Genomic DNA, 15,698 nt, shown 5'->3' with positions numbered 1-15,698 from the left:
CGAAGCGACGCGACGTGCGCGAAGCCGGGGGGCGAGCCTATACACTCCACCGATGATTTTAGCGATCCCCTCCCCACTCGGCGTGGCGCTGGGCATCGCCACCGCGGCAGCCTACGGTTTTGCCGCTGCCGCCGGTGCGCGGCTCAGCCGCCAGACCACCCAATGGGCGCTCGGCATCGCATGGCTGCTGCACGCTGCGGTGCTCGGCCACGGGCTGATCGGCGGCGACCCTCGCTTCGGTTTTGCGCCGGCGCTGTCGGTCACGGCGTGGCTGGTGCTCACGGTCTACGCGGTCGAAAGCCGCCTGTACCCGCAACTGAAGGCACGCCGTGCGCTGGCCTGGCTGGGCGCGGCGGCGGTGCTGCTGGCGCTGCTGTTCCCGGGCACGCCGCTGCATGTCAGCGCCTCGCCCTGGCTTCCGCTGCACCTCGCGCTGGGCATCGCCTCGTACGGCCTGTTCGGCGCCGCCGTGGTGCACGCCTGGCTGATCACGCGGGCCGAAAAGCAGATCCGCCTGGCCAGTGCCGATGCACAGGCCGGCGTGCCGCTGCTCACATTGGAACGGCTCACCTTCCGCTTCGTCACGGCGGGCTTCGTGCTGCTGTCGGCCACGCTGCTGGCCGGCCTGCTGTTCAGCGAGCAGCTCTACGGTGCCGCCGGCCGCGCCTGGAAGTGGGACCACAAGACCATCTTCTCGGTGCTCGCCTGGCTCAGCTTCGCGGTCCTGCTGACCGGGCGCGCGCGCTTCGGCTGGCGCGGACGCACGGCGCGGCGCGTGCTGTATGCGGGCGCAGCGCTGCTGCTGCTGGCCTACGTGGGCTCGCGCTTCGTGCTCGAAGTCGTGCTGACGCGCCTGCCCGCATGAAGTACCTGCTCGTCCTCGCGGTGGTGTGGGTCGCGATCTGGCTCTGGCGCAAGAACCGGCGCGAAGAGATGCGCGACGCGCAGCAGGAACGCGCCAAAAAAGCGCAACAGCGCACGCCGGCCGTCGGCCCGCCGCAGGCCATGGTGCGCTGCGCCCACTGCGGGCTGCACCTGCCCGCGGCCGACGCACTCGCCGGGCCGGACGGCGCGGTGTTCTGCAGCGCCGCCCACCGCCAGGCCGGCACCTCCGCATGAGTTCCTTGCGCCGGTCGCGCGGCGAGCCGGCCACCGACTGGGACGTGCTCGACCTGGGCGCCGGCGACAGCACAGCCCTGCTGCGGCTGTGGCGCGGCTTCATGGCGGCGCGCTGCTTCGTGGCGGTGGTGCTGGTGCTGCTGCAGGGCGTGGCCTTCGCCATCGGGCAGGCCGTGCAGCCGCTGCCGATCGTGCTGTCGGGCGGCTACCTCGTGCTGGCCTGGCTGGAGATGCGCTACGCGCACTTCGAGCCGCCGATCCGCGGCTTCTCCACCCTCTGGCTGCTGACCATCGGGGTCGACCTGGGCATCTTCAGCGCCTTGCAGGTGCTGCAGGGCGGCAGCGTCAACTACACGCCGCTGTTCGCGTTGCCGGTGCTGATGAGTGCGGTGCTCGGCACGCTGCTCGTGGGCCTGGGCACCACGGCCACCGTGACATTGCTGCTGCTGGCCGACGCCGGCTGGCACTGGCTGCAGCAACCCGGCGATCCTTCGGCGCGCTTCGTGCAGGCCGCCCTCACCGGCACCGGCCTGTTCGTGGTGGCGCTGCTCGCGCACGAACTCGCGCGCCGGCTGGCGCGCGAGGAAGCGGTGGCGCAGCGCAGCCGCAGCCACGCGCAGATGCAGGCGCAGGTCAACGACCTGGTGATCGAAACCCTCAGCGAAGGCGTGCTGGTGATCGACACCGACGGCCTGGTGCACGCAGCCAACCCGGCGGCCGACGCGATCCTCGGCCAGGGCCTGGCGCAGCTGCCGCTGCCGTTCCCGCTGCACACCCAGCCGGCCTGGCATGCGCTGGCCGCGCTGGCGCGCCAGACCTTCGCGCGGCGCGCGCCGCAGACCGAAGAGATCCCGGTGGCGCAGGCCCGCGGCGCGGCGCGCGAGGTGCGCGTGCGCACCCGGCTCACGCCCACCGACGACCGCCGCGCCGACAGCCTGTGCGTGATGTTCCTGCAGGACCTGCGCGAGCTCGAAGCCCGCATCCGCACCGAGAAGCTCGCCGCGATGGGCCGCATGTCGGCCGCGGTGGCGCATGAAATCCGCAACCCGCTGGCCGCCATCGCGCAGGCCAGCGCGCTGCTCAGCGAAGACCTGACCGACCCGGCGCACCGCAAGCTGACCGACATGGTGCAGCACAACGCGCAGCGCCTGGCGCGCATCGTGGACGACGTGCTCGACGTCTCGCGCGCGCGCCAGCAGCGCGTGCTCTCGCTGGGCGAGCAGCTGGTGCTCGACCCGGCGGCGCAGATCCTGGCCGAGGAATGGATACGCCAGACCCAGCGCAAGGGCGTGCGCGTGGCGCTCGACGCGCAGGGCAGCGAGGTGCGCTTCGAAGCCGAGCACCTGCGCCGCCTGCTGGTGAACCTGCTGGACAACGCCGCCCGCTACGCCAGCCAGCGCGAAGGCGCGATCCAGGTCATCACCACCTTGCAGCGCGCCGGCGTGCAGCGCCCCGCACTGCTGGTGTGGAGCGACGGCGCACCGCTGGAGCCGGCGGTGCAGCGTCACCTGTTCGAACCCTTCTTCTCGTCCGAGAGCCGCTCCAGCGGCTTGGGCCTGTTCCTGTGCCGCGAGCTGTGCCGGCGCCACGGCGCCACCATCGGCTACGAACGGCGCGCGCTGGTGTCGGGCGGCCCCGAGGGCAATGAATTCTTCGTCAGCTTCGCACCGAGCGAAAACCGGCTGACACAATAGCGGCCGTGAGCTCCCTCCCGCCTTCCGCCGCCGCCCCGCGCCCCGCGCAGATCCTCGTCATCGACGACGAACCCGACCTGCGCACGCTGTACGAACTCACGCTGCTGCGTGAGGGCTACCGGGTGGAAGCCGCGGGCAGCGTGTCCGAAGCCTGGCAGCACCTGGAAGCCGGCCGCTTCGACGCCGTGATCACCGACATGCGGCTGCCCGACGGCGAAGGCATGGAGATCATCCACCGCATCCAGAAAGACCAGCGCAGCGAGCGCTGCGTCGTCATGACCGCCTACGGCTCGGCCGAGAACGCGGTCGAGGCGCTGAAGGCCGGCGCCTTCGACTACCTCACGAAGCCGGTCGACCTGAAGCAGTTCCGCGCCGTGGTGGCGTCGGCGGTGCAGGCCAACCGCGCGGCGGTGGTCGTGCCGCAGAAAGCGCCGCCGCAGGCCGCCGGCCAGGGCGGGGAACGCCCCGATGCACTGGCCGTGACGCGCAGCGGCGCCACCGCGCTCGACCGGCTGGTCGGCGACTCCGACCCGATGCGCCTCGTCAAGTCGCGCATCGCCAAGGTGGCGCGCGGCATGGCGCCGGTGCTGGTGCGCGGCGAGTCGGGCACCGGCAAGGAACTGGTCGCGCGCGCCGTGCACGGCTGCAGCCAGCGCAGCGAAGGCCCCTTCGTCGCGGTGAATTGCGGCGCGATTCCCGAGAACCTGCTCGAGGCCGAGTTCTTCGGCGCCAAGAAGGGCTCGTACACCGGCTCCTCGCAGGACCGCGACGGCTACTTCCAGGCGGCGCGCGACGGCACGCTGTTCCTGGACGAAATCGGCGACCTGCCGCTGGCCATGCAGTCGAAGCTGCTGCGCGCCATCCAGGAACGCAGCGTGCGCGCCATCGGCTCGACGCAGGAAGACGCGGTCGACGTGCGCATCGTGAGCGCCACCCATAAAGACCTGCACGCCGAGGTGCTGGCCGGCCGCTTCCGGCAGGACCTGTTCTACCGGCTCAACGTGATCGAGATCGCCGTGCCCGCGCTGCGCGAGCGCCGCGAAGACCTGCCCGCGCTGTGCACCGCGCTGCTCGCGCGCATCGCGCAGGACGGCGGCCTGCCCGTGCCGCGCCTGTCCGACGCGCTGCTGCAGCGCCTGGCCCAGCACCCGCTCGACGGCAACGTGCGCGAGCTCGAGAACCTGCTGCACCGCGCCGTGGCGCTGAACGACGGCGACGAGCTGCACATCGACCTGATGGGCGCGATGACGCCGATGCCCACCGCGCCGCGCGGCGAATCCGCTGAAGCGCCAGCCGCCGCTGCGGTGGCTGCGGCCCCCGCGCCGGCGGTCGAGCCCAAGCCCGCGCCGCCGCTGCCCTCCGACCTGCAAGCTTGGCTCGACCAGCAGGAGCGCGAGATCCTCGTGCGCGCGCTGCACGAAAGCGGCTTCAACCGCACGGCCGCCGCCGCGCGGCTGGGCATGAGCCTGCGCCAGATCCGCTACCGCATCGCGCGCCTGGGCATCTCCACGCCCAACGGCGACGACGGTGCCACCGCGCATGCCGACGACTGACGACTTCGCCACGACACCGGCCGGCGACGACAGACTTTGGCGCGCCGGCTGGTACCGCTTCGCCAAGGCCCTGCCCTCGCCCAACTTCGGCCCGCGCCCCGTCGGCGCGCAGACCGACCTGATCGTGCTGCACTCGATCAGCCTGCCGCCGGGCGAGTACGGCAGCGACGCGGTGCAGCAGCTCTTCACCAACCGGCTCGACTGGGACGCGCACCCGTACTTCCAGTCGATCCGCGGGCTCGAGGTGTCGTCGCATTTCTATGTGCGACGCAACGGCGAGCTCTGGCAGTTCGTGAGCTGCGACGACCGCGCCTGGCATGCCGGCGTGTCGTCGTGGCGCGGACGCACCAACTGCAACGACGACTCCGTCGGCATCGAGCTCGAAGGCCTCGAGGGCGAGCGCTTCGAAGAGGCGCAGTACGAGACGCTGGCGAGCCTGTGCGCCGCGCTCGCGCAGCACTACGCCATCGCCCACATCGCCGGCCACGAGCACATCGCGCCCGGCCGCAAGCAGGACCCCGGCGCCGGTTTCGACTGGCGCCTGCTGCGCGAACAGCTCGGCTGGAATCCACAGATGTTTCCCGAGCAGGTGGTCGCGCGCTAATTTTTTCAATCGCTCCGTGGCCCGCGATGCGCCGCTCTCGCAGCGCAGCAATCTCGCAAGCGCAGGCACGCGACGTAGCAACCATGCGGGCTGCAGGCCCAAATCGCCTTGCAAGCCGCGCCCCATGCGGGTTGCGCCACCATGGGCCAGTATTCACGCGGCATCGCTGGCGATGCGCTGGGTACGGCGCAATTCCTGTAAGGCTTGCATCCATAGGAAAACACTACCTGTAGTGGCTTGTAGGGCACAGACACCCTAGATATAGTGTCTTCCCGTTCGGCAACAACGCCGACGCAAGGCCCGCGAGGCCTTGCCAACCAACAAGAATTGCACAACCGAGAGGAAGCGAATGCAAACTGCACTGAACACCCCGTCGACCCCCCGCGCCGTCCCCGCGACGCCGCAGCAGCAACAAGACACTGCGGGCTCGCCCACCGGTCAGAACCTCGCGCACTACCAGATCATCCGCCGCAACGGCGCCGTCGTTCCCTTCGAGCCGAACAAGATCGCCATCGCGATGATGAAGGCCTTCCTGGCGGTGCACGGCACCCAGGGCGCGGCTTCCGCCAGCGTGCGCGAGACCGTCGACACGCTGACGCAAGGCGTGATCCGCGCCATGGTGCGCTCGCGTCCGGGCGGCGGCACCTTCCACATCGAAGACGTGCAGGACCAGGTCGAGCTCGGCCTGATGCGCGGCGGCCACCATGAAATCGCGCGCGCCTACGTGCTGTACCGCGAACGCCGCACCCAGGAACGTTCGAAGCAGGGCGAGCAGGACGTGCCCGCCGCGCCGGCGCTGCACGTGCTCGACAACGGCGAGCGCGTGGCCCTGGACCTGAACGAGCTCAAGGGCCTGATCGAGTCGGCCTGCCAGGGCCTGGGCGACAGCATCACCGCCGCCCCCATCGTCGCCGAGACGATGCGCAACCTGTACGACGGCGTGCCGCTGGACGAGGTCTACAAGGCCTCCATCCTGGCCGCCCGCACGCTGATCGAGAAGGACCCCGACTACACCTTCGCCACCGCGCGCCTGCTGCTGCACACGATCTTCAAGGAAATCATCGGCCGCGAAGTGATGCCGGTCGAGCGCGCCACCGCCTACGCCGACTACTTCCCGCAGTTCATCAAGAAGGGCGTCGAGAACGAGCTGCTCGACGAGAAGCTGCTGCAGTACGACCTGCCCCGCCTGGGCGCCGCCCTGAAGGCCGAGCGCGACAACCAGTTCGACTACCTGGGCCTGCAGACCCTGTACGACCGCTACTTCCTGCACGTGCGCAAGACCCGCATCGAGCTGCCGCAGGCGTTCTTCATGCGCGTGGCCATGGGCCTGTCGCTGAACGAAATCGACCGCGAAGCCCGCGCCATCGAGTTCTACGAAGTGCTGTCTTCGTTCGACTTCATGTCGAGCACGCCCACCCTGTTCAACGCCGGCACGCTGCGCTCGCAACTCTCGAGCTGCTACCTGACCACCGTGCCCGACGACCTGGACGGCATCTACGAGTCGATCAAGGAAAACGCGCTGCTGTCGAAGTTCGCCGGCGGCCTGGGCAACGACTGGACCCGCGTGCGCGCACTGGGCAGCCACATCAAGGGCACCAATGGCGAATCGCAAGGCGTGGTGCCGTTCCTGAAGGTGGTGAACGACACGGCCGTGGCCGTGAACCAGGGCGGCAAGCGCAAGGGCGCCGTCTGCACGTACCTGGAAACCTGGCACCTCGACATCGAGGAGTTCCTGGAGCTGCGCAAGAACACCGGCGACGACCGCCGCCGCACGCACGACATGAACACCGCCAACTGGATCCCCGACCTGTTCATGCGCCGCGTGATGGAAAAGGGCACCTGGACGCTGTTCTCGCCCTCCAACGTGCCTGACCTGCACGACCTGTTCGGCGCCGACTTCGAAAAGGCCTACGTCGCCTACGAAGAGAAGGCCGCCCGCGGCGAGATCAAGCCCGCGCGCACCCTCCAGGCCTCGGACCTGTGGCGCAAGATGCTCACGATGCTGTTCGAGACCGGCCACCCCTGGATCACGTTCAAGGACGCCTGCAACGTGCGCTCGCCGCAGCAGCACGCCGGCGTCGTGCACTCGTCGAACCTGTGCACCGAGATCACGCTGAACACCAGCGACACCGAAACCGCCGTGTGCAACCTGGGTTCCGTGAACCTGCTGCAGCACCTGAAGGACGGCAAGGTCGACCAGGAAAAGCTCAAGCGCACCATCTCGACCGCGATGCGCATGCTCGACAACGTGATCGACATCAACTACTACGCCGTGAAGAAGGCGCGCGACTCCAACCTGCGCCACCGTCCGGTCGGCCTGGGCCTGATGGGCTTCCAGGACGCGCTGTACGAACTGCGCATTCCCTACGCCTCGCAGGAAGCCGTGCAGTTCGCCGACGAGTCGATGGAAGCCATCTGCTACCACGCCTACTGGGCCTCGACCGAGCTGGCCAAGGAACGCGGCAAGTACTCGAGCTACAAGGGCTCGCTGTGGGACAAGGGCATCCTGCCGATCGACTCGCTCGACCTGCTCGAGAAGGCCCGCGGCGGCTACGTCGAAGTGGACCGCTCGGCCACCCTCGACTGGGATTCGCTGCGCGCCAAGATCAAGGCCGACGGCATGCGCAATTCGAACTGCGTGGCCATCGCCCCCACGGCGACCATCTCGAACATCATCGGCGTGGACGCCTCGATCGAACCCTGCTTCGGCAACCTGTCGGTCAAGTCGAACCTGTCGGGCGAGTTCACCGTGATCAACCACTACCTGGTGCGCGACCTGAAGCGCCTGGGCCTGTGGGACGACGTGATGGTCATGGACCTGAAGCACTTCGACGGCTCGCTGCGTCCCATCGACCGCGTGCCGCAGGACGTGAAGGCGCTGTACGCCACCGCGTTCGAAGTCGAGACGACGTGGCTGGTGGAAGCCGCCGCGCGTCGCCAGAAGTGGATCGACCAGGCGCAGTCGCTGAACATCTACATGGCCGGCGCCTCGGGCAAGAAGCTGGACGACACCTACAAGCTCGCCTGGCTGCGCGGCCTGAAGACCACCTACTACCTGCGCACGCAGAGCGCGACGCACGCTGAAAAGTCGACGGTGCAATCGGGCCGTCTCAACGCGGTGTCGTCGGGCAACGACGCACCCTCGGGCATGAGCGCACTCGAAGCCGCCGCTGCTGCAGCGAAGGCACAGATGAGCGCGATGCCCGCCACCGACATCGCGTTCTGCGGTGTCGACGATCCGACCTGCGAAGCCTGCCAGTGATGTGCAAGTGAAGCGTCAACACACCAGACGCTTCGATCGATCAGCGAGGTGCTCGCACAAGTGAAAAGCGCGCGACGTTCAATCAATCAAGGCATTGACTGACGTCGCGCGATGCATGCGAGCAACATAACAACCCCATAAATGGCGCACGATGTGAACGAGCACTTTGCAACTCACATCGTTGCTCCGATAATTGCGCATTGGATTTTTCTATGTTGACCTGGGACGAAGAAGTCAAGCCCTCCTTACCAAAGGATATGCAACAAGGATTGCAGCAGCACCACGCATCGACCGGCGGTCTTTCCGCTGGCCGCGCGGTCGCCGCTCCGACTTCGTCGCTTGCACAACCCGCCACTGCCACCGCACCGGTGGCCGCCGCTGCAGGCCAGCGCGTCAAGGCTTCCGACAAGCGGATCATCAACGGCCAGACCGACGTCAACCAGCTGGTGCCGTTCAAGTACAAGTGGGCCTGGGAAAAGTACCTCGCCACCTGCGCCAACCACTGGATGCCGCAAGAGGTGAACATGACGCGCGACATCGCGTTGTGGAAGGACCCGAACGGCCTGACCGAAGACGAGCGCCGCATCGTCAAGCGCAACCTCGGCTTCTTCGTGACCGCCGACTCGCTGGCCGCCAACAACATCGTGCTGGGCACCTACCGCCACATCACGGCTCCCGAGTGCCGCCAGTTCCTGCTGCGCCAGGCCTTCGAGGAAGCGATCCACACGCACGCGTACCAGTACATCGTCGAGTCGCTCGGCCTGGACGAGAGCGAGATCTTCAACGCCTACAACGAAGTGCCGTCGATCCGCGAGAAGGACCAGTTCCTGATCCCGTTCATCGACGCCATCAGCGACCCGAACTTCAAGACCGGCACGCACGAGACCGACCAGACGCTGCTCAAGTCGCTCATCGTGTTCGCCTGCCTGATGGAAGGTCTCTTCTTCTACGTCGGCTTCACGCAGATCCTTGCGCTGGGCCGTCAGAACAAGATGACCGGCGCCGCCGAGCAGTACCAGTACATCCTGCGCGACGAGTCGATGCACTGCAATTTCGGCATCGACCTGATCAACCAGCTCAAGCTCGAGAATCCTGGCCTGTGGACCGCAAAGTTCAAGGCCGAGATCAAGGACCTCTTCATGAAGGCCGTCGAGCTCGAATACAAATACGCCGAAGACACCATGCCACGTGGCGTGCTCGGCATGAACGCCTCCATGTTCAAGGGCTACCTGCGCTACATCGCCAACCGGCGCGCGCAGCAGATCGGCCTCGAAACGCTCTTCCCGAACGAGGAAAACCCGTTCCCCTGGATGAGCGAAATGATTGACCTGAAGAAAGAGCGCAACTTTTTCGAAACCCGCGTGATCGAGTACCAGTCGGGTGGTGCGCTCTCCTGGGATTGAATTTTTCGATACACAACAATTCATGAATTCAAGAATTGCCCTTGCCACCGACTGCGCCAAAGAGCGCGGCATGGACGAGGGCTCAGGTGTTCATGGTGCTGGGGCTCAGATTCCAACGCCATGAATCGCTTCACGCTCCCAACGCGCGTGGAGTGCTTCAATAGGTTGATTTTTTCAACTTGATCAAGGAGAAATAGAAATGGCAACTGCAAAGAAAGCGCCGGCCAAGAAGGCCGCTGCAAAGAAGGCTCCGGCTAAGAAGGCTGTCGCCGCGAAGAAGGCTCCGGCAAAGAAGGTCGCTGCCAAGAAGGCTCCGGCCAAGAAGGCTGTCGCCAAGAAGGTCGTAGCGAAGAAGGCTCCGGCAAAGAAGGTCGCGGCCAAGAAGGTTGCAGCCAAGAAGGTCGTAGCGAAGAAGGCTGCACCGGCGAAGAAGGCCGCCGCCAAGAAGGCTCCGGCAAAGAAGGCCGCCGCCAAGAAGGCGCCTGCCAAGAAGGCCGTAGCGAAGAAGGCGCCTGCCAAGAAGGCTGCTGCCAAGAAGGCCCCTGCGAAGAAGGCTGCCGCCAAGAAGGCCCCTGCCAAGAAGGCCGCGGCCAAGAAAGCCGCGAAAAAGCCCGCTGCCAAGCCTGCCGCTGCTGCCAAGAAGCCTGCTGCCAAGAAGGCCGCCGCGCCTGCGAAGGCTGCCGTAGCGCCTGCCCCTGCGGCGCAAACGACGCTGAATCCCCAGGCAGCCTGGCCGTTTCCGACGGCCAGCAAGCCCTGAGTGAATTCTCAGCGGCCTTGAAAGGCACGAAGCCCGGCACCGCAAGGTGCCGGGCTTTTTTCATGGGCGCCCGCTGTCGCCGAATCGCCGAAGCGATGCGGGCGGGTCGTCAGCGAATCACAGGTCGAGCGTCGCGCGGTCGATCTGGTAGTTCTGCGGTCCGCGCTGCGCGATCTTGAGCGCGCCGATGCGGTTGCCAAGCGCTGCGCAGCGCGCCAGCGGCCATTCCTTTTCCAGGCCGTACAGCAGGCCGCCGCGCCACGCGTCGCCGCAACCCGTGGGCTCGATCACCGCCGTGGGCGTCACACCGGGCACGTGCTCGCGCTCGCCGCCGGTCCACACCTCGCAGCCCTCGGCGGCCAGCGTGACCACGAGGCCGCGCACGCGTTGCGAGATCTCGGCCAGGCTCCAGCCCGTGCGCTGCGACAGCATCTTGCCTTCGTAGTCGTTGACCACGACCCAGCTCGCGAGCTCGATGAAGTGGCGCAGCGCGTCGCCGTCGAACATTGGCAGGCCCTGGCCCGGATCGAACACGAAGGGAATGCCGGCGGCGGCGAACTGCTCGGCGTGCTGCAGCATCGCCTCCCGGCCGTCGGGCGCGATGATGCCGAGCTTGATGTCCTCGCGCGCCACCACCTTCGTGATGTGGGCCTGCTGCATCGCGCCGGGATGGAACGCCGTGATCTGGTTGTTGTCCGTGTCGTTCATGATCATCGCCTGCGCGGTGAAGGTGTCGTCGAGCTGACGCACGAACTCCGTGCTGATGCCCAGCGTGCGCATGCGCTCGGCGTAGTCGGCGCCGTCACTGCCCAGCGTGGCCATCGGCAGCGCCGTGCCGCCCAGGGCGTTGAGGCTGTAGGCGATGTTGCCGGCGCAGCCACCGAAGTCACGGCGCAGGCCCGGCACCAGGAACGACACATTCAGGATGTGCAGCTGGTCCGGCAGGATCTGGTCGGCGAACCGGCCTTCGAAAGTCATGATGGTGTCGAACGCGAGGGAACCGCAAATCACTGCTGCCATGGGTGGACCGTAGGTTGGATGAGAAAGGGAACGAGCGGCGCGCGTGTCGGCGCTCCGCTCAGGGATAGAAAGCTTCGACGCGGTAGCCCGCGATCGGCGGCAATGCCGCCGCCTCGCTGGCCGACAGGGTCAGCGGCAACGAGGCCGCGCGGTCGGCACGCGCCGCCAGCACGCCCGGCGCGCCGTAGTCGGCAGGCGTCAGCACGCGCCGCACGACGGCTTGTTCCTGCGTGTCGAGCAGCGACAGTTCGATGGCCGGCATCGCGAGCGGCACGGTCGCCGCATTGCGCAAGGTGAAGCTCAGCCGGTAGTCGTTGCCGCCGCTCTTCTCGCGCGCGAAGGCCGCGCCTTCGATCACGATGTCGCCGATCTGGCGCAGCGCCGCGAGCTCGCAGCCGGTGTACTGACACAGCGCCGACAGCGCGGGCCGCAGGTTCGGCTGGCGCGCCACGATGCCGTCGCGCTCGTGGCGAACGATCTGCACGATGAGGGCCAACGCCGCGAGCACGGCCAGCAGCACGAGCAGACGACGCACGCCCTTGCGCTGCCAGAAGCCGACAGCCTTTTCGGTCGGCTCGTCTTCTTCGGCGAAGGGATGCTCTTCAGGCGCCTCGAAGGTCGCGGAGAGCGAGAAGTCCGGCTCGCCTTCGGCCCGCACGCCGGGACCCGGCAGCGGTGCGGCAGCCTCTTCGTGTTGCGCATCGCGGGCCTTGGCGTTCGCGATCTTGGCCGACTTGGCGCGCGCACGGCGCAGCGCCTTCTGGATCAGGAGCTGGTCGTGGTCCTTCTCTTCCTGCTCGCGCTCCGCGGCCGCGCCGTCGTCGTTCTCGCCGGTCGCTGCAACCAGCCCGCGCAGCGCTGAGCTGCGCGGCAGGTCGGGCAAAGGCGGCGCAGGCGGCGGCGATGCGGGAGGCGGCGCGCCGAGGTTCAGGTCGATGTTCGGAAACGGCGGCAGCGAACTCGCGGGTGGACGCCATGCGGGCTCGGTGGCATCGAGATCGGACCAGGGTTCGTCCGCGGCGAGGCCGTGTGCGGGCAGCGTCAGCTCGAAAGGCAGCGGGGATGCAGCCGGCGCGACGTTGGTGGCGGCGGTCGACAACCCGGCCTCGTCTTGAGGGGCAGGCGGTGGCGCCTGCGGCTCGGACTCGTCATCGAGAAAGTCGGCCTCCTCGACCGCCGGCCGTGCGGCCGCCAGGTCGAGGCGCGCGTCCTCGAAAGACGCCACCAGTGCGGCCATCGAAGACATCGGCGAAGGTGACGGCGTGGGCGCGGGTGCCGGCGCGGCAGGCGCGGACGCCGCACCGTCGGGCGCCTCCTGCAGGTCGAGCGTGGCATCGAACACATGGCTGCAGCGGCCGCAGCGCACCCAGCCGTCCGAGATGCGAAGCTGGTCGCGCACCACCTTGAAGGTGGTGGTGCAGGCGGGGCAACGCGTGACGAGGCTCATGACCGGGCGATTGTAGGGTTGGGCCCTCACCGTGCAGGCAGGTGCCCGGGGCGCCCGCGGTGCGAGCGCCCGGCCGCGCGCTTCAGCAGCGCGCGGTCATGAGGATCCAGCCGTCCTCGGTGTCGCTGACTTCGAGCGCGGCGTACGGCGCGTAGGCCGCCTTGAGCTCGTCGGCCTGGCGCTCGAGGATGCCGGCCAGCACCAGCGAGCCGCCGGCGGCCACATGGCTGCGCAGCAGCGGCGCCAGCACCTTGAGCGGCGTCGCGAGGATGTTGGCAAGCACCGTCTGGTACTCGCCCTTCGCTGCTTCGGGCAGGCCCGCGTTCAGCTGCACGCCGTTGGCTTCGGCGTTGAGCCGGGTCGAGGAGACCGCGGCTTCGTCGATGTCGATGGCGTCGATGTTGCGCGCGCCGAACTTGGCCGCGCCGATGGCCAGGATGCCGGAGCCACAGCCGTAGTCGAGCACGCGCTGGTCGGCAAAAGCGCCCTCGCCTTGCGTCGCGATCCAGCGCAGGCACATGCGCGTGGTCGGGTGCGTGCCCGTGCCGAAGGCCAGGCCCGGGTCGAGCCGGATCACCTGCTTGGCCTGGGCCGGCGGCTCGTGCCAGGTGGGCACGATCCAGAACTCGGGCGTGATCTCGACCGGTGCGAACTGCGATTGCGTGAGCCGCACCCAGTCCTGGTCCGGCACCGGCGCCACGCCGAGCACCGCGCAGCCTTCAAAGAAGTCCTGCAGCGCGAGCACCGAGGCCGCCTCGTGGGCAGCAGCTTCGTCGGGGAACAGCGCGATCACGCGCGAACGCTGCCAGCCCTCCTTGGGCGGCGGCATGCCGGGCTCGCCGAACAGGGCCTGCTCGGCATCGGTCTGCGCATCGGCGTCTTCGACCGATACGCTCAGCGCATCGAGTGCGTCGAGCGCATCGCCGAGCATTTCGACCCGGTCTTCCGGCGCCATGAGGCGGAGTTCAAACATACAAGGCGTTGCGCGTGGACTCAGCGCTTGTGCGCTGCGAGCCACTCTTCCAGGTAGTGGATGTTGGTGCCGCCGCTCATGAACTTGGCGTCGACCATCAGCTCGCGGTGCAGCGGCATGTTGGTCTGGATGCCTTCGATCACCGTCTCGTTCAGGGCCGTGCGCATGCGCGCCATGGCCTGTTCGCGGGTGTCGCCGTACACGATGATCTTGCCGATCATCGAGTCGTAGTTCGGGGGCACGAAGTAGTTGGTGTACACGTGCGAATCGACGCGCACGCCCGGGCCGCCCGGCGGGTGCCACATGGTGATGCGGCCTGGCGACGGCGTGAACTTCCACGGGTCTTCGGCGTTGATGCGCACCTCGATGGCGTGGCCGCGCATCTCGATCTGGCGCTGCGTGAACGGCAGCTTCTCGCCGGCGGCGACCATGATCTGCGTCTTCACGATGTCGATGCCGGTGGTGAACTCCGTGACCGGATGCTCCACCTGCACGCGCGTGTTCATCTCGATGAAGTAGAACTCGCCGTTCTCGTACAGGAACTCGAAGGTGCCGGCGCCGCGGTAGCCGATCTTCTTGCAGGCAGTGGCGCAACGCTCGCCGATTTTCTCGATCAGCTTGCGCGGAATGCCGGGAGCCGGCGATTCCTCGATCACCTTCTGGTGGCGGCGCTGCATGGAGCAGTCGCGCTCGCCCAGGTAGACCGCGTTCTTGTGCTTGTCCGCGAGGATCTGGATTTCGATGTGGCGCGGGTTCTGGAGAAACTTCTCCATGTACACGGCCGGATTGTTGAAGGCCGCGGCGGCTTCCGCCTTGGTCATCTGGATCGCGTTGACCAGCGCCGCCTCGGTGTGCACCACGCGCATGCCGCGGCCACCGCCGCCGCCTGCCGCCTTGATGATGACCGGGTAGCCGATCGCACGGGCGATGCGCTTGTTGGTGGCGGCGTCGTCGGACAGTTCGCCTTCCGAGCCGGGCACGCAGGGCACGCCTGCCTTGATCATGGCCTGCTTGGCCGAGACCTTGTCACCCATCGTGCGGATGTTGTCAGGCGTCGGGCCGATGAACTGGAAGCCGCTTTGCTCCACGCGTTCGGCGAAATTGGCGTTCTCGCTCAGGAAACCGTAGCCGGGGTGGATGGCTTCGGCGTCCGTCACCTCGGCGGCCGAGATGATGGCCGGCATGTTGAGGTAGCTCAGGCCCGAAGGGGCCGGGCCGATGCACACGGCTTCCTGCGCCAGCTTGACGTACTTGGCTTCGCGATCGGCTTCGGAATAGACCATCACGGCCTTGATGCCCATTTCGCTGCAAGCGCGCTGGATCCGAAGGGCGATCTCCCCCCGGTTTGCAACCAGAATCTTCTTGAACATGCTTACTCGATGATGAACAGCGGCTGGCCGTATTCGACCGCCTGGCCGTTTTCGCCGAGGATCTGCGTGACCGTGCCGGCCTTGTCGGCCTCGATTTCGTTGAGGATCTTCATCGCCTCGATGATGCAGAGCGTGTCGCCCTCGTTCACCTTGCTGCCGACTTCGACGAAAGCCGCGGCGCCCGGGCTGGACGAACGGTAGAAGGTGCCGACCATCGGCGACTTCACGGCATGGCCGCTCGGTGCGGCTTCGACGGCGGGGGCCGCGGCAGCCGGAGCGGCAGCACCGGCCACGGCGGGCGCTGCCACGGCGGGCGCGGCGGCCAGGGTCTGCACGTACTGGACGGGGGCGGCACCGCCACCCTTGACGATGCGGACCTTGCCTTCGGTCTCGGTGATTTCCAGTTCGGAAATATTCGATTCGGACACCAGATCGATCAGTGTCTTGAGTTTGCGCAGATCCATGGGACTCCAGTGCCAGCTTTGCCGGTCTT

General features: G+C 67.6%; 13 protein-coding genes. 8 read left to right on the top strand and 5 right to left on the bottom strand.

Features of this window, described 5'->3' with window-relative positions:
* Positions 1-52: 52 nt before the first annotated feature.
* From AC1RAA_RS23220 to AC1RAA_RS23185, 8 genes are all read left to right on the top strand, one after another.
* Positions 53-865 (top strand): cytochrome C assembly family protein, encoded by an 813-nt coding sequence (locus tag AC1RAA_RS23220; protein WP_056575582.1) that lies wholly within the window; start codon positions 53-55, stop codon positions 863-865.
* Positions 862-1,119, top strand: a complete 258-nt coding sequence (locus AC1RAA_RS23215) for a PP0621 family protein (RefSeq protein WP_070060105.1) — start codon at positions 862-864, stop codon at positions 1,117-1,119. Before AC1RAA_RS23220 ends, AC1RAA_RS23215 begins: the two co-directional genes overlap by 4 nt.
* Positions 1,116-2,813 (top strand): two-component system sensor histidine kinase NtrB, encoded by a 1,698-nt coding sequence (locus AC1RAA_RS23210; protein WP_492731862.1) that lies wholly within the window; start codon positions 1,116-1,118, stop codon positions 2,811-2,813. The genes AC1RAA_RS23215 and AC1RAA_RS23210 overlap by 4 nt, the downstream gene beginning before the upstream one ends.
* 5 nt (positions 2,814-2,818) lie before the next feature.
* A complete protein-coding gene (locus tag AC1RAA_RS23205) occupies positions 2,819-4,366 on the top strand; it encodes a sigma-54-dependent transcriptional regulator (RefSeq protein ID WP_492731860.1) in 1,548 nt (515 codons plus the stop codon).
* Positions 4,353-4,970: a 1,6-anhydro-N-acetylmuramyl-L-alanine amidase AmpD gene (ampD, locus tag AC1RAA_RS23200; protein ID WP_492731858.1), complete on the top strand. Its 618-nt coding sequence runs from the start codon at positions 4,353-4,355 to the stop codon at positions 4,968-4,970. Before AC1RAA_RS23205 ends, ampD begins: the two co-directional genes overlap by 14 nt.
* Before the next feature lie 349 nt (positions 4,971-5,319).
* The gene (locus tag AC1RAA_RS23195) at positions 5,320-8,232 is read left to right on the top strand and encodes a ribonucleoside-diphosphate reductase subunit alpha (RefSeq protein ID WP_062480342.1); all 2,913 of its coding nucleotides are present in this window, start codon (positions 5,320-5,322) and stop codon (positions 8,230-8,232) included.
* A 212-nt stretch (positions 8,233-8,444) separates the two neighbouring features.
* Positions 8,445-9,635, top strand: a complete 1,191-nt coding sequence (locus AC1RAA_RS23190) for a ribonucleotide-diphosphate reductase subunit beta (protein ID WP_492731856.1) — start codon at positions 8,445-8,447, stop codon at positions 9,633-9,635.
* A 199-nt stretch (positions 9,636-9,834) separates the two neighbouring features.
* The gene (locus AC1RAA_RS23185) at positions 9,835-10,395 is read left to right on the top strand and encodes a histone H1-like DNA-binding protein (RefSeq protein ID WP_056575601.1); all 561 of its coding nucleotides are present in this window, start codon (positions 9,835-9,837) and stop codon (positions 10,393-10,395) included.
* A gap of 117 nt (positions 10,396-10,512) precedes the next feature.
* Here the strand turns inward: AC1RAA_RS23185 and AC1RAA_RS23180 are convergent, their stop codons facing one another.
* The 5 genes from AC1RAA_RS23180 to accB all read right to left on the bottom strand — a co-directional run bounded on the left by AC1RAA_RS23180 (position 10,513) and on the right by accB (position 15,669).
* Positions 10,513-11,415, bottom strand: coding sequence for a carbohydrate kinase family protein (locus AC1RAA_RS23180; RefSeq protein ID WP_492731855.1), 903 nt, complete (start codon positions 11,413-11,415; stop codon positions 10,513-10,515).
* A 58-nt stretch (positions 11,416-11,473) separates the two neighbouring features.
* Positions 11,474-12,862, bottom strand: coding sequence for a zinc-ribbon and DUF3426 domain-containing protein (locus AC1RAA_RS23175; RefSeq protein ID WP_492731854.1), 1,389 nt, complete (start codon positions 12,860-12,862; stop codon positions 11,474-11,476).
* Between the two features lie 82 nt (positions 12,863-12,944).
* Positions 12,945-13,835 carry a 50S ribosomal protein L11 methyltransferase gene (gene prmA, locus AC1RAA_RS23170; RefSeq protein ID WP_492731852.1) on the bottom strand — a complete coding sequence of 297 codons (891 nt, stop codon included), beginning with the start codon at positions 13,833-13,835 and terminating at the stop codon, positions 12,945-12,947.
* Positions 13,836-13,855: 20 nt separating this feature from the next.
* Positions 13,856-15,205 (bottom strand): acetyl-CoA carboxylase biotin carboxylase subunit, encoded by a 1,350-nt coding sequence (gene accC, locus AC1RAA_RS23165; RefSeq protein ID WP_062480332.1) that lies wholly within the window; start codon positions 15,203-15,205, stop codon positions 13,856-13,858.
* A gap of 2 nt (positions 15,206-15,207) precedes the next feature.
* Complete coding sequence (gene accB / locus AC1RAA_RS23160; protein WP_070060113.1) at positions 15,208-15,669, bottom strand: acetyl-CoA carboxylase biotin carboxyl carrier protein; 462 nt, start codon at positions 15,667-15,669, stop codon at positions 15,208-15,210.
* Positions 15,670-15,698 lie beyond the last annotated feature (29 nt).

The sequence above is a fragment of the Variovorax sp. GW823-FHT04F07 genome (genome assembly GCF_058795995.1).
The sequence above is the reverse complement of the archived record's forward strand: the minus strand, read 5'-3'. Positions and strand labels throughout refer to the sequence as shown.

Bases quoted from the DNA above. Each gene is read 5' to 3' on its own strand.
- AC1RAA_RS23220 (WP_056575582.1), top strand. From the start codon at position 53: ATGATTTTAGCGATCCCCTCCCCACTCGGCGTGGCGCTGGGCATCGCC.
- AC1RAA_RS23215 (WP_070060105.1), top strand. From the start codon at position 862: ATGAAGTACCTGCTCGTCCTCGCGGTGGTGTGGGTCGCGATCTGGCTC.
- AC1RAA_RS23210 (WP_492731862.1), top strand. From the start codon at position 1,116: ATGAGTTCCTTGCGCCGGTCGCGCGGCGAGCCGGCCACCGACTGGGAC.
- ampD (WP_492731858.1), top strand. From the start codon at position 4,353: ATGCCGACGACTGACGACTTCGCCACGACACCGGCCGGCGACGACAGA.
- AC1RAA_RS23195 (WP_062480342.1), top strand. From the start codon at position 5,320: ATGCAAACTGCACTGAACACCCCGTCGACCCCCCGCGCCGTCCCCGCG.
- AC1RAA_RS23190 (WP_492731856.1), top strand. From the start codon at position 8,445: ATGTTGACCTGGGACGAAGAAGTCAAGCCCTCCTTACCAAAGGATATG.
- AC1RAA_RS23185 (WP_056575601.1), top strand. From the start codon at position 9,835: ATGGCAACTGCAAAGAAAGCGCCGGCCAAGAAGGCCGCTGCAAAGAAG.
- AC1RAA_RS23180 (WP_492731855.1), bottom strand. From the start codon at position 11,415: ATGGCAGCAGTGATTTGCGGTTCCCTCGCGTTCGACACCATCATGACT.
- AC1RAA_RS23175 (WP_492731854.1), bottom strand. From the start codon at position 12,862: ATGAGCCTCGTCACGCGTTGCCCCGCCTGCACCACCACCTTCAAGGTG.
- prmA (WP_492731852.1), bottom strand. From the start codon at position 13,835: ATGTTTGAACTCCGCCTCATGGCGCCGGAAGACCGGGTCGAAATGCTC.
- accC (WP_062480332.1), bottom strand. From the start codon at position 15,205: ATGTTCAAGAAGATTCTGGTTGCAAACCGGGGGGAGATCGCCCTTCGG.
- accB (WP_070060113.1), bottom strand. From the start codon at position 15,669: ATGGATCTGCGCAAACTCAAGACACTGATCGATCTGGTGTCCGAATCG.